This is a genomic window from Thalassobacillus cyri (genome assembly GCF_900107755.1).
In the GTDB taxonomy this organism is placed as follows: domain Bacteria; phylum Bacillota; class Bacilli; order Bacillales; family Halobacillaceae; genus Thalassobacillus; species Thalassobacillus cyri.
The window spans coordinates 17460-31034 of sequence record NZ_FNQR01000018.1; the positions used below are offsets into that span (position 1 = coordinate 17460).

11 protein-coding genes and 1 riboswitch are annotated in these 13575 nt (G+C 41.8%); of the genes, 6 read left to right on the forward strand and 5 right to left on the reverse strand.

The genetic code is table 11. The features are described 5' to 3' along the window. Positions 1–15: 15 nt before the first annotated feature. Both comGB and comGA read right to left on the reverse strand, forming a co-directional pair. Positions 16–1080 carry a competence type IV pilus assembly protein ComGB gene (gene comGB / locus BLV00_RS17430; RefSeq protein WP_093046243.1) on the reverse strand — a complete coding sequence of 355 codons (1065 nt, stop codon included), beginning with the start codon at positions 1078–1080 and terminating at the stop codon, positions 16–18. Further along, a complete protein-coding gene (gene comGA / locus BLV00_RS17435; protein ID WP_093046244.1) occupies positions 1043–2047 on the reverse strand; it encodes a competence type IV pilus ATPase ComGA in 1005 nt (334 codons plus the stop codon). The genes comGB and comGA overlap by 38 nt, the downstream gene beginning before the upstream one ends. A gap of 97 nt (positions 2048–2144) precedes the next feature. Here comGA and BLV00_RS17440 point away from each other — a divergent pair, with 97 nt between their 5' ends. Together BLV00_RS17440 and BLV00_RS17445 are read left to right on the forward strand one after the other, a co-directional pair. Then, complete coding sequence (locus BLV00_RS17440; RefSeq protein WP_093046245.1) at positions 2145–2636, forward strand: shikimate kinase; 492 nt, start codon at positions 2145–2147, stop codon at positions 2634–2636. 48 nt (positions 2637–2684) lie between these two features. Further along, the gene (locus BLV00_RS17445) at positions 2685–2858 is read left to right on the forward strand and encodes a YqzE family protein (RefSeq protein ID WP_093046246.1); all 174 of its coding nucleotides are present in this window, start codon (positions 2685–2687) and stop codon (positions 2856–2858) included. 25 nt (positions 2859–2883) lie between these two features. Here BLV00_RS17445 and BLV00_RS17450 read toward each other — a convergent pair whose 3' ends face one another. Further along, entirely contained in the window at positions 2884–3690 is an 807-nt protein-coding gene (locus BLV00_RS17450) for a YqhG family protein (RefSeq protein WP_093046247.1), read from the reverse strand. Beyond that, positions 3687–5330 (reverse strand): DEAD/DEAH box helicase, encoded by a 1644-nt coding sequence (locus BLV00_RS17455; RefSeq protein WP_093046248.1) that lies wholly within the window; start codon positions 5328–5330, stop codon positions 3687–3689. The genes BLV00_RS17450 and BLV00_RS17455 overlap by 4 nt, the downstream gene beginning before the upstream one ends. 167 nt (positions 5331–5497) lie before the next feature. Continuing rightward, positions 5498–5588: riboswitch (glycine riboswitch) on the forward strand. Between the two features lie 186 nt (positions 5589–5774). Between BLV00_RS17455 and gcvT the strand changes: the two genes are divergently transcribed. Genes gcvT through gcvPB form a run of 3 tightly spaced genes read left to right on the forward strand, consistent with a single transcriptional unit; the run spans position 5775 to position 9705 of the window. Then, positions 5775–6878, forward strand: coding sequence for a glycine cleavage system aminomethyltransferase GcvT (gcvT, locus tag BLV00_RS17460; RefSeq protein ID WP_093046249.1), 1104 nt, complete (start codon positions 5775–5777; stop codon positions 6876–6878). A 24-nt stretch (positions 6879–6902) separates the two neighbouring features. After that, on the forward strand, positions 6903–8252 hold the full coding sequence (gene gcvPA / locus BLV00_RS17465) for an aminomethyl-transferring glycine dehydrogenase subunit GcvPA (RefSeq protein WP_093046250.1): 1350 nt from the start codon (positions 6903–6905) through the stop codon (positions 8250–8252). Next, the gene (gene gcvPB, locus BLV00_RS17470; protein ID WP_093046251.1) at positions 8245–9705 is read left to right on the forward strand and encodes an aminomethyl-transferring glycine dehydrogenase subunit GcvPB; all 1461 of its coding nucleotides are present in this window, start codon (positions 8245–8247) and stop codon (positions 9703–9705) included. Before gcvPA ends, gcvPB begins: the two co-directional genes overlap by 8 nt. Before the next feature lie 385 nt (positions 9706–10090). Here the strand turns inward: gcvPB and BLV00_RS17475 are convergent, their stop codons facing one another. Further along, on the reverse strand, positions 10091–10462 hold the full coding sequence (locus tag BLV00_RS17475; protein WP_093046252.1) for a rhodanese-like domain-containing protein: 372 nt from the start codon (positions 10460–10462) through the stop codon (positions 10091–10093). Positions 10463–10885: 423 nt separating this feature from the next. Here BLV00_RS17475 and BLV00_RS17480 point away from each other — a divergent pair, with 423 nt between their 5' ends. Further along, a complete protein-coding gene (locus tag BLV00_RS17480; protein WP_093046253.1) occupies positions 10886–13453 on the forward strand; it encodes a vitamin B12-dependent ribonucleotide reductase in 2568 nt (855 codons plus the stop codon). Positions 13454–13575: the final 122 nt, after the last annotated feature.

Below are 13575 nucleotides of genomic sequence, written 5' to 3' on the forward strand. Positions count from 1 at the left end.
ATTGTTACTTCCTTTCTATATTTGGTTCATCCACTGATACATAGGCAACATAATCGAGCCATAAATAAATAAAATGAACACAGCTATGATGATAAAGAAAACTGGTTGGATGATTTCCAATGCGTTATTCAACTTTTGCTTCGTCATGTCGGTAAGCATCTCAGACAACATAGCTAAGTCTCTGGTTAAGGTCGTGAGGTCCGATGTTTTATGGAAAATGGTTGTCAGTTCAGGGCGAAACATCTGGCATTGATGGATTGCTTGTGCAAGGGTTGCTCCTTGTTCCAGGTGATCGAGGATGATATCAGCTTGATGGCTAAGCAGGGGATAATGGGACTGGTTGCTCATAATGTGTAACGCTTCTTTCATAGAAACACCTGTGGAAAGTATGGAGTGCAAGTGAGTAGCAAATAAAAACGTAGTCTTCAGCTTATGATAATCACTAAGTAAAGGAATTTTATCGTACATTAGAAGTTGTCTTTCTAAAGAAATGGAGCTTTTTCTTATTTTCCAGTAAATAAATACGATAACCACTAAAAGCCCTGCCACTTTAACGAAGGTGATAAGAAAACCTGTTATATATACTGCCACCGTTAATCCTTTACTTCCTGTTTCCTGGGACTGAAACATAGTCAAAAAAGCAGGAAAAATGGTACGATCGATGACAAAAAGCATGATTACTAAAAATACACTCAAAAAAGCAGGATAACGGATGACTTGTTTGAATTTATTTACATATTTATTTTCTAATTGAATCATTGTGCTGCATTGATGAAAAACTTCATCAAGATTCCGATGCATTCTGGCAAAATATAAAAATGAGACGACATTTCTTGAAAAACCTGAAGCTTGAAGACATACATCGATTGGCTTACCCCCTTTTAATTGCTGTGTTATTTCTGTAGCAAGCCCATCAAACCGCTCATCCCAGGTCAAAATAGTTAACGCTTCAAGCAAGGGGTAACCTTTATTCAAGAGATGGCTCATCCGATCCAGAAATTGTACCTGGAGTTTTTGTGGCAAAGTTTTTGATGACTTGCTGCTAATTAACTTCATTTTCGGAAAGGAAACCGTATGCATAGGCTTTTCTCCTTAAGTGATCAAAGGATTGAAAGGGTGGGTGAGCGGGGAGAGAGTGTTGGTGGATAGCATGACGGAGTAACTCACCGTCCATTAATTCCATGATGGCTGCTCGTTTAGGAAGATGGGTAGCACATTCAATCGGGAGTAATCGTTGAGAAGCTATGGATATCAATGTTTGATCCAAGTCGACTGTCTGAATGCCCATCTCCTTTAATCGTAAGATGGTGCCTAACGCATCTTTAGCATGTAAACTGGAAAGTACAAGGTGGCCCGTGTGAGCAGCATGAAAGGCAAATTGAGCAGTTTGCCTGTCGCGAATTTCACCTACCATGATTAAATCAGGGTCGTGTCGTAATGCTGCCTTGAGTCCGGCATCGTAGGTAATACCCGCTCGTTCATTCACTTGTACTTGAATAATGTTTTCTATGTTTTTTTCAATTGGATCCTCCAATGTAATGGCCTGATAAGAGTTTTCTTTTATCAAAGCTTGCAGTAATGCATAAAGGGTAGTGGTCTTTCCACTGCCTGTTGGTCCTGTAAAGAGAATCATACCGCTTTGATGGCGGAGCCAGTCTTGAATTCTTTTATACTGTGCAGGAAAGATAAAAAGCTTTTCCAGGGAAAGGGACTCGGTTTGCGGAAGGATCCGGATAGCCAGGCTTTCATTTGATTGGATCGGAAGTGTAGAGAGACGTAAGGAAAACAGGTCATCATGATTTCGGAAAGTAATCGTCCCGTTTTGAGGCTTTTTAATTTCTCCAATGTCCATTCCGGAGGTAAATTTGTAATAGGAAAGTAATTTCACGTAAACTGGAGTAGTAATGGAGGAGTGAAATATCCGTTTTCCATGGACACGAAAATGAATGTCCACTTTTTGAAGATAGGGGGAAAAGTGTATATCTGTAGCAGTTGATTGAATAGCTGAAATTAACAGCTGATGAGATAAATTTGCAGTAGAGCTCACTTCAATATATCACCTCGCTTTTTAGTTTAAATTACATAATTCGACAAATGTTTCAAAAATCCTGCATGGATTAAAATTTTTTATAGGAGGGGGAAACATGAAGACGATTTACTTGATTGGTTTTATGGGGAGCGGTAAAACTACAGTGGCAGAAATCCTTTGTCAGCAAGAATCACTTACCCTAATGGAAATGGATGATTTGATTGAACAAAGCGAAGGGAGAAAGATTAAAGAAATATTTGCAGAGAATGGGGAAGCCTATTTTCGAAAGCTGGAAACTGCATTGCTGCAAGAAATTCCAGCAGAGGACGTTGTCGTTTCAACTGGTGGAGGGGTTCCGATGAATCCGGTCAATCAAGAGTTGATGCGTCGTGGTACCGTCATTTTTCTTGATGCAAGCTTTGACATCATTAATAAGAGGTTGTCACAGGATGTAAATCGGCCGTTATGGAAAGGGAAAGAAGATGAAAAGTTTCAACTTTTAGAAGAACGACGTCCCATATATGAACAAGCTGCTGATTATGTTATGGATGTAGATGAAAAAAGTCCTGAACTTTTAGCCAAGGAAATCCTTCACGTATTGAGTTAAATAAATCCGGTCATACTAGAGTTAATAAAACCAACAAGGGTGAATGCTATGTCCGGTAATGATTACGTCAAGTACGTCACGGAAGAATTTGTCCGCTATATGAATTTATCGAAAGAGGAAAAACATAAACGTAAACGGCAAAAAATCAAGCAGCCACAACGAAATAAATGGTTTGGCATTTTACCGACAGCAATGAAAATGTTTTTTAACCGTAACAAATAAGGTTGTCTCTACTTTGGAGACAACCTTATTTGATTACTTCTTTAGTCGTTTCTTGTGTAAGATAAAACAGTCCCCCATTCAACACATCTATAGTTACCTTAGGCGTGAAGCGTCCCATTAAGCCTTCAACCTCTTTTTCCATCAACTCTCTCTCTTCATCATCATCTTCCTGAAAGAAAGCATGGATCAATTGTTTTTCTTCCTCCAAGGTTTCCAGTGCCTGGACTGCCCAGGTTTGATCTGTATTCTCGATATGTTCTTGAATGAAACGCAGGATGCGCTGGTAACCACTTGGTATACGAATCAAAGGTGTCATGGGAAAGGTATAATCTGAGATCGTTGTTTCAAGTTGGTAGTTTTCTAACCGTTCCATGATGGAGGAAACCATCGTACCATGAATAAGGTTGAGCCCGATTGATAAAAGTTCATCTTTTTTTTGTTTGCCGTAATAACTGACCCTAATATTAGTGATTAGCCATGGAACCAGAGAGCTTTGCTGCCCGGAAGCATTGACAACTTCATAAAGTTTGGTAAATCGGCAATGTTCTAATAGATAGCGGTATAATTGGCGTAAGCGAGGAGACCCGGAATGAATATATTCTCCTTTTTCCTCTGTCAAATTAGGATTGGTAATTAACGTGAGTGACATCGGATCGCCCTGCCTGCCCATCTTCTTCATGTAATGCCAGTAGAATGGTCTGTTCATTAGAGCTTCATCCATCTTATCGGTCAATTGAATGACAAGACGGCCATTTTCATCTGATACTATCGGGCACTCATACTCGTTGAAGAAACTTCTGACAAACTGTTCGTGAGCTGCTGCTTCTTTCATGATGACGACCTCCGGTAGGGTTCAGAATGAGATGAAATGACGGAAGCGAGGTTATTAAGTTTAATTTTCGCTTCTCCATAACTAGCAGATTCTGAATAGATGGCTTCTACTTCCTTTCCTAAATCTCTAATATCTAATTCTTCTAAAATGTGGTCAAGTTCGCCAATTGCATTTTCAAATAGTTTGATTTTATCGTATAACAAGTTCAAGATATGTTCTTCAATCGTGTTTTTAATGGCAAAATTATAAATCTGTACGTTTTTATCCTGCCCGAAGCGGTGAATGCGCCCAATCCGTTGTTCCAGCCGCATCGGATTCCATGGGAGATCATAATTGATCATGTTACGGCAAAACTGCAGGTTGATTCCTTCCCCGGCTGCTTCTGTCGCTATCATTACTTGTGCATGATCCCGGAACAATTGTTTCATCCAGTCCTTTTTGCCCCGTTTGAAACCGCCCCGGAATGGTACAGATGATATGCCATGTTGCTGGAGATACCATTGTAGATAATATTGACTTGCTCGGTACTCTGTAAATACGATGAATTTTTCATCTGTTTGCTGGATCAGTTCAACCATCCGTTTCGCTTTAGCATGTTGGGGAAGCTGTTCCACTCCAGAAATCAATTCATACAAAGGTCCCGTCGCTTCAGGGTCTCCGAGTTTATCATACATTTGTTTACTGGATAAAAAGCACGCCTCACGTGAGGAACATAATTCTTTTGCCAGGGTCAAATAAGTAAAAGAAGGGTGAGTACCTTTGATATGTTCTAGCATTTGATAAACCTTCTGCTCTTCTTCTGAGAATTCAATCCACTCTGTTTTTACCAGTCGTTTAGTATCGGCAAGACCTGTATCTTGCCTTCGATTTCGGATCATCACTTTGCTGATCAGTTTTTTGAGGTTCAGGTTGCTATCTATACTTCCCATTTTCTTCCCATATTCTTTTTTAAAGGTCGTCAAGTCTCCCAGATAACCTGGTTTTAAAATTGATACTAAGTTGAATATATCAGTGATTCGGTTCTGGATTGGTGTAGCAGTCAGTAAAAGACAGTATTTCTTTTGTAATGCTTTGACGAATTGATAGTTTTTTGTGGCAGGATTTTTCAATTTATGAGCTTCATCGATGATAATCAAGTCATAAGGAATAGATAATATTTCGCTTTGGTGAGGTTCTCTCTTCGCCATATCAATGGAAGTCACCATAATATCTGCATCTTTCCAAGCGGGATTTTTTTTGGGAGCATAAGCCTGGATAAAAAACTTCTCATGTAATTCGATCACCCACTGATTGACAAGGGAGGCTGGGGTTAGTATCAATACTTTGTTCACCATCCCACGAATCAAATATTCTTTAAGTACCAAGCCAGCTTCAATTGTCTTCCCTAAACCGACTTCATCAGCAAGGATAGCTCTTCCTTGCATTTGATGAATGATTTCTTCCGCTGCTTCTCTTTGATGGGAAAGAAAGTCGATGTGTGGCAGATGATTCAGTGCGACCAGCCCTTCGAAGGTTGGTACAGAAGATGCCTTAGCCGCCTGGTAAGCAAGTTTAAATTGGTTCCAATTGCTGATTGCGTCAGGATTTACAGTCTGCTTTACTAATTCCTCTCCAAAATCTTCATCTAGTAAGATATCCATACTATTGAAGCCTCCTTTCCCCTGTGCTGTTTAACAGATTTAACTAGGGGTAAAATAACTTTTAAAACATGCCAGAGCATGTGATATAATTATTTGTGACAAAATGACAGATTTTTCACAGCTTTTACTGGTTAGTATGCCCAAATGAAAAATAAATACTACCGCGAATGACTACAGGGGGAGAGACTACATCAGTAGCGCCGAAGGAGCAAGCATATGATATGTGAATCTCTCAGGCAAAAAGACCCTTGTGTGACGCACCTCTGGAGAGTGTTCACATCCGTGAACCACCCAAGAAGCAAGCCTTAAATACAAGATGCTTTGAATGCGTTTTCAACTTTTAGGTGAAACTTTCTGGTGAATGGACAGAGTATCCCGCATCATAGCAGTGGGATATCTGTCTGTTTTTTTATGAGAGTAAAATATAAGTAGAGGAGTGTTCGCATGGCTGATTTAAAAAGGACGCCGTTGTTTCCGGAATATGAAAAGCATGGCGCGAAAACGATTGATTTTGGCGGGTGGGACTTGCCTGTCCAATTTTCTGGAATCAAGGATGAACATGAAGCAACACGAACCAAGGCCGGGCTTTTTGATGTATCCCATATGGGAGAAATTTTTGTAGAAGGTACGAATAGCGAACAATTTTTGCAACAAATGCTTACCAATGATGTTTCCAAATTGGAACCAAAAAAAGCACAGTATACCATTATGTGTTATGAAAATGGTGGGACTGTCGACGATTTGATTGTTTATCAATTGGAAGAGGATAAATATCTACTTGTCGTAAATGCTGCAAATGTAGAAAAGGATTATCAGTGGTTGGAAGATCACTTGATTGACGGGGTTTCTTTAAGGAATGAATCCGATGCGTATGTACAGCTTGCCCTTCAAGGGCCGAAAGCTGAGGCTGTGTTACAAACACTGACTGAAACGGATTTATCCGCGATAAAGTTCTTCCGTTTTGAATCTCCGGTATCTTTTGAAGGTGTTCCGGACGAAGCGATTGTTTCCCGGACTGGCTACACTGGAGAAGATGGATTTGAAATATATCTTCCAAAGACATCGGGACCTGTATTATGGCAGAAAATCCTTGAAGCAGGGGAAGCGGAAGGAGTGCAGCCGATTGGATTAGGAGCGAGAGACACCCTTCGTTTTGAAGCTAATCTGGCTTTGTATGGACAAGAGCTATCCCCAGAGATTTCTCCACTTGAGGCGGGACTGTCTTTTGCAGTCAAACTGAAAAAAGAGGCAGATTTCATAGGAAAAGATGCACTTCTAAAACAGAAAGAAAATGGGCTGGAACGTAAGCTTGTCGGGATAGAGATGCTAGAAAAAGGAATCCCAAGAACTGGATACAAAGTCTTTGCCGGAGAAGATGAAATCGGGTTTGTAACGACTGGCACCCAATCTCCAACTCTAGGAAAAAATGTCGGTTTAGCACTATTGAAAATAGATCATACCGAAATTGGTACTGAGGTCGAAGTGCAGGTACGTAAGCGGAAGTTGAAAGCAGAAGTAGTCCAAACACCATTTTATAAACGAGGTTAATTCAAACAGGCAGGGGGATTTATGATGGAGTTTCGTTATTTACCAATGACGGAAAGAGACAAACAGGAAATGTTAGATACGATTGGGGTTAAAGATTCAGAAGAGTTGTTCAAAGATATCCCCGAAAAAGTAAGATTCAAAGGGGAACTGGACATCAAGCCGCCGGCTAATGAGTTTGAATTGACAAAGGAACTGACCAGATTGGCAGAAACCAACGTCAACTTGAAGTCACATACTTCCTTTCTTGGCGCGGGAGTCTATGACCATTACATTCCATCAATCGTGGACCATGTCATTTCCAGGTCTGAGTTTTATACTGCTTACACGCCATATCAGCCAGAGATTTCTCAAGGGGAACTGCAAGCGATTTTCGAGTTCCAAACCATGATTAGTGAACTGACTGGAATGGATGTTGCCAACTCCTCCATGTATGACGGAGGCACAGCGCTGGCAGAAGCGGTTAACTTGAGTGCTGGTTCTACTAAGAAGAAAAAAGTGATTGTATCCCGTGCCGTGCATCCGGAATCTCGTGCGGTAATCCAGTCCTATGCGAATGGCCCGGGAGTGGAAATTGTTGAAATCGACCATAAAGAGGGGATTACTGATCTGGAAGCCCTGGCTTCAGAGCTGGATGAAAACACAGCTGGGGTAGTAATTCAATATCCTAATTTCTTTGGTCAAATTGAACCTTTAGCAGAAGTGAGAGAATTGCTTGATACCCAGAAAAAAGCCATGATGATTGTCTCCAGTAATCCCTTGGCATTAGGTTATTTGACGCCGCCCGGTGAATTTGGAGCGGATATTGTCGTAGGGGATGCCCAGGTGTTTGGAATCCCTGCACAATTTGGAGGGCCCCATTGCGGATATTTTGCCACGACTAAGAAGCTGATGAGGAAAGTACCAGGACGCTTGGTCGGCCAGACGAAAGATGAGCAGGGAAGAAGAGGTTTTGTATTGACTTTGCAGGCGAGGGAACAACATATCAGACGTGATAAAGCGACCTCCAATATTTGTTCGAACCAGGCTTTGAACGCACTTGCCTCATCGGTTGCTATGTCTTCATTAGGAAAGCAAGGAGTCAAAAAAATGGCTTGGACGAATATCCAGAAGACAGCCTATATGAAGAAAGCATTAGAAGGTAATGGGTTATCAGTTACCTATCAAGGGCCATTTTTTAATGAACTTGTCGTCAATCTCGGTACCGATATCCAGAAAACGACCAAGAGGCTGCTGGAGAAAGGATTCATCGGTGGTTATGATCTAAGCACTGATTATGAAGAGCTTTCTGGGCATATGCTGATCGCCGTCACGGAGGTACGTTCAAAGGAAGAGATCGACAAATTTGCGCAAGAATTGGGGGATTTACATGAGTAATCAAGATTTTCCACTAATATTCGAACATAGCCAAGAGAGCCGTACAGGCTTCAGCCTTCCGGAGATGGATGTCCCAGAGGTAGATTTGACAGAAATGCTGGATGACCGTTACATCCGCAAAAACGAAGCGGACCTGCCAGAAGTGAGTGAGTTGCAAATTATGCGTCACTATACAGGACTGTCAACACGTAACCATGGAGTAGATTCAGGGTTTTACCCGCTTGGTTCTTGTACCATGAAGTACAATCCTAAAATGAATGAAGATGTAGCGAGGCTGACTGGCTTCAGTCATATTCACCCTCATCAACCGGTAGAAACAGTGCAAGGGGCATTAGAATTGATGTATGATCTACAAACAACCCTTGCAGAAATCACTGGCATGCATACAGTGACGTTACAGCCGGCAGCAGGGGCACACGGGGAATGGACAGGACTCATGATGATTCGTGCCTACCACGAAGCGAATGGTGATTATGGGCGTACGAAAGTGATCGTACCTGATTCCGCCCATGGTACGAACCCGGCATCTGCAACTGTTGCAGGATTTGATGCTGTAACGGTCAAATCAGATGAGCGTGGTTTGGTTGATTTAGAAGACTTAAAGCGTGTTGTTGGAGAGGATACAGCTGCTTTGATGCTGACGAACCCTAACACACTAGGTTTGTTCGAAGAGCATATATTAGAAATGGCGGCTATCATCCATGAAGCAGGTGGAAAGCTTTATTATGATGGGGCAAATCTGAATGCCATCTTGGGATATGCTCGACCGGGGGACATGGGGTTTGACGTCGTTCACTTGAACCTTCATAAAACCTTTACTGGCCCGCATGGCGGTGGAGGACCCGGATCCGGTCCGGTAGGGGTTACAGAGGAATTTGCGGCTTATCTTCCAAAGCCGGTGTTAACGAAGAAAGAAGATCACTATGTCTTTGACTATGATCGCCCTAAGTCTATCGGTCGAGTAAAACCGTATTATGGCAACTTCGGTATCAACGTTCGTGCTTATACCTATATTCGGACGATGGGAGCGGAAGGGCTGAAAAAGGTAAGTGAGCATGCTGTATTGAACGCCAACTATATGATGAGGCGTTTAGAACAGGAATATGAGCTGCCATTTACTCAGCATTGTAAACATGAATTCGTATTATCAGGCAAACGTCAGAAGAAATTGGGGGTAAGGACACTTGATATTGCGAAGCGACTATTGGACTTCGGCTATCATCCGCCGACTATTTATTTCCCTTTGAATGTAGAGGAAGCCTTGATGGTGGAGCCAACAGAGACAGAATCAAAGGAAACCCTGGATGCTTTCATTGATGCGATGATTCAAATTTCCAATGAAGCGAAAGAGAATCCGGAAATTGTCCAGGAAGCTCCTCATACTACAGTGGTCAGCCGAATGGATGAAACGACGGCAGCCAGAAAACCGATTTTGCGCTATAACAAAGACTGAGAACAGAACAAAAGCGCAAGCGCCTTGTTCACCCCCGACAAGCTTAAGCCAAGCCTCGTCATGACGTTTTTTGTACTTTCATTCCAATTAAGTTTAATAAAGGTTTAAAGTATAAATAAAACTAAGGCTTCCGCCAAAACCATTGGCGATAAGCCGAGAGAGGATTGACTTAAGACCTCGAGGGGGTAGGCGCTGGCCGATGAAAACGCCACGTCCTCAAAAAAGACGTTGTCTTTTTCTGCGAAGTACTTTCAAAGAAGTAGTTCTGGTGTGGCGACATCGGCTCTAGCACGTCCTATGCGTCGGAGCTGGATTGAGCCCACTGCAGAATGTTATTCACAATCACTAGACAATAAAAAAGCATCCTTTATCGGATGCTTTTTTATTAACCTTGTTTGATTTTTCCGCCCCAGTGTTTAAATCCACCTTTTAGCTGATTCAAATCCCGGTACCCTTTTTTATGGAGTACTGCCGCTGCACGAGCTGAACGTGCGCCGCTTTGGCAATAAAGATATACAGGCTGATCTTTTCTGACTTCGATAAGACGATGATTCAACTGAGATAGTGGAATATTTCTTGCCCCCAGGATATGGCCGCCTTTGAATTCTTTCGGCTCCCTTACATCAATCAGTTGTGCTTTGCGATATCCTTGTCTGAATTCCTCTTCTGTCAATGTAGTGAGAATTTTACGGGTTTTAAAAAATCTATATAACCAAAATCCAAGCAGAACAATAATCGTTATAATCAATAATTCCATCTTACTGATACCCCCATTTGTCTATTCCTTTATCTATTATATGGATGATTGGACTAATTTTCAAAGAGTTTTTGTCAAAAATAATTCTTCCACTTACTGTTTATGATATGTAGACACGCTCTTGTCACCGATAAGAAAGTCGCTGCCATTTGCAAACGATAAAAAAGTTTATCTGAGAGATAAAAATAAGCAATTGCTATTGTTATCTCTATTTCTCTATTATTTTCAACCTTTTTTACGATTGACAATTGCAGTTCATTTCGTTCTAAACACAATATCTGGTGCTTTTTTAAAAAAAGAACACAATATATTGATTAAGAATCTCTCGGTGTGGTATGTTACTTGTAGAAATTAAAAAATATCAACAACAAGAAGAATACCACCAATCCTAAATAAAATAAATAGTGAAGGAGAGGTTCACTGATGCCAACAACTGCAGAATCTCATACAAACATCGATGTGGAGCGGTTGAATAAAGATATTCGACAATTTCCACAGGTTCACGAAATAGAGCCGGATATGAAAATAACCCATAAAGGTGTTTCTCGTCTTGTTATGCTTGATCGCTACGCATTCAAGGATACCGAAAGACTTACATTAGGTGAAGGAGACTTTGTGGTACTGACTGTCAAAGAAGATCCTAACTTTCCAGCACGGGGGTTAGGGTTTATTGATTCCATCGATTGGGAAGCGAAGAAAGCAAAAGTGAAAGTCGAGAAGGAGTTTGTTCATGTACTGGATAACGACAAGGAGCGGGAAACAGGGATAGTGGCCCGTAATCTTGATACCATCGACAAACCATTGGAGATTTTCTATGAACAAATCGCGATGCGTAATGCTGCAGGGTTAGCAGAGGTAGAGACTGTCCCTGAAAACAAACAAACCTGGTATGAAGAATTTTATAAAGAACTTTCTGATTTGAATTTTGTACCGGCAGGCCGTGTTTTATACGGGGCTGGCGCCAATACAGATGTTACTTATTTCAATTGCTATGTCATGCCATTTGTCCAGGATTCCCGTGAAGGAATCTCGGACCATCGTAAGCAGGTGATGGAAATCATGTCACGCGGAGGCGGCGTCGGAACGAATGGTTCTACACTACGGCCACGCAACGCCCTTGCCAGAGGAGTGAATGGGAAATCGTCAGGTTCTGTATCCTGGTTGGATGATATTGCCAAGCTGACCCATCTCGTTGAGCAGGGTGGTTCCAGACGCGGAGCTCAAATGATCATGCTTTCCGATTGGCATCCGGATGTACTGGAGTTCATCATTTCCAAAATGCAGAACCCAAGAATTCTACGCTTTTTAATTGAAAATACGGAAGATGAGCAAATCAAACGGTTAGCCCAGGAAAAGTTGAAATTCACACCATTGACAGAAACAGAACGAGATATGTATCAAAGCGTTGTCAATTATAAAAACATGCCAGGTTATGGCGGTTTCACGGAACAAGCGATCAGAGAAGCAGAAGAAAAGTTGTTGACTGGAGGAACATATACAGTTCATAACCCAGACTTCTTGACGGGTGCGAACATTTCCGTCTGCATTACAAAGGAATTCATGGAAGCGGTCGAAAAAGATCAAGAATACCACCTGCGTTTCCCGGATGTAGAAAATTATACGAAGCAGGAGATGGCTGAGTATAATGAAGAATGGCATAAAGTAGGAGATGTACGCGAGTGGCAGGAGAGAGGCTATGATGTTCGTACTTACCGGAAGATCAAAGCTAAAGAGCTTTGGAACCTTATTAATATTTGTGCCACTTACTCTGCTGAACCTGGCATCTTTTTCATCGATAATGCCAATGAAAAGACCAATGCTACAGCTTATGGGCAAAAGGTAGTAGCAACAAATCCATGTGGAGAACAACCTCTCGCTCCATACTCTGTCTGTAACTTGGCAGCAGTCAACCTGGCTGCTATGGCAGATAAGGATAACAAAAAAGTAGATTACGATAAATTGAAGAAAACAGTCGAAACCGGCGTCCGTATGCAGGACAACGTCATTGACGCCACACCATACTTTTTGGAAGAGAATCGTAAACAAGCACTTGGTGAACGTCGTGTCGGTCTTGGCGTCATGGGACTTCATGATCTGTTAATTTATTGTGAAACAGAATATGGCTCCAACGAAGGTAATAGACTAGTTGATGAGATATTTGAAACGATAGCGACAACAGCTTACCGTGCTTCCATCGAACTAGCGAAGGAAAAGGGCAGCTTCCCTTATTTAGTTGGGGAAAGCGAGGAAGAAACACAAGAACTCCGTCGCCGTTTTGTCGAGACCGGTTACATGAAACAAATGCCTGAAGATATCAGGGAAGCAATCCTTGAATATGGCATCCGTAACTCTCACCTGCTCACGGTTGCGCCTACTGGTAGTACAGGTACTATGGTAGGGGTATCTACAGGGCTTGAGCCATACTTCTCGTTCTCTTATTTCCGAAGCGGACGATTAGGGAAGTTCATCGAGGTCAAGGCGGATATCGTCCAGGAATATCTTGATGCAAATCCACAACAGGATTCTGACAAACTGCCTGATTGGTTTGTCACCGCTATGAGTCTGTCCCCTGAAGCGCATGCAGATACCCAATGTGTTATTCAGCGCTGGGTAGACAGTTCGATCTCAAAAACTGTGAACGCTCCTAAAGGATACTCGGTAGAACAAGTCGAAAGTGTATATCAACGACTATACAAAGGCGGCGCGAAGGGCGGCACTGTTTATGTAGATGGCAGCCGTGACTCTCAGGTTTTAACCTTGAAAGCAGAAGAGAATGACTTTGAAGGGGAACAAACAGAATTTGAATTTGAAGAAGATAAAAAGCCTCGGGTCGTATTGATGGATACGGTACAAGAATTAACGAAAACAGATGTAACCATCGGCTCAGAAGTTGGTAATACGTGTCCAGTCTGTCGTAAAGGGAAAATAGAAGATATCGGCGGCTGTAACACTTGTACGAACTGTAATGCACAGTTGAAGTGTGGATTGTAAAATCAAAAAACCTTGCAGGATTCATTTCTGCAAGGTTTTTTATACGAAGTGCACACTGAGGGTCTTTCTTGTCACGTATTATAAACTAGTGTATGATTTTTACTATACATAAAAGTTAACAA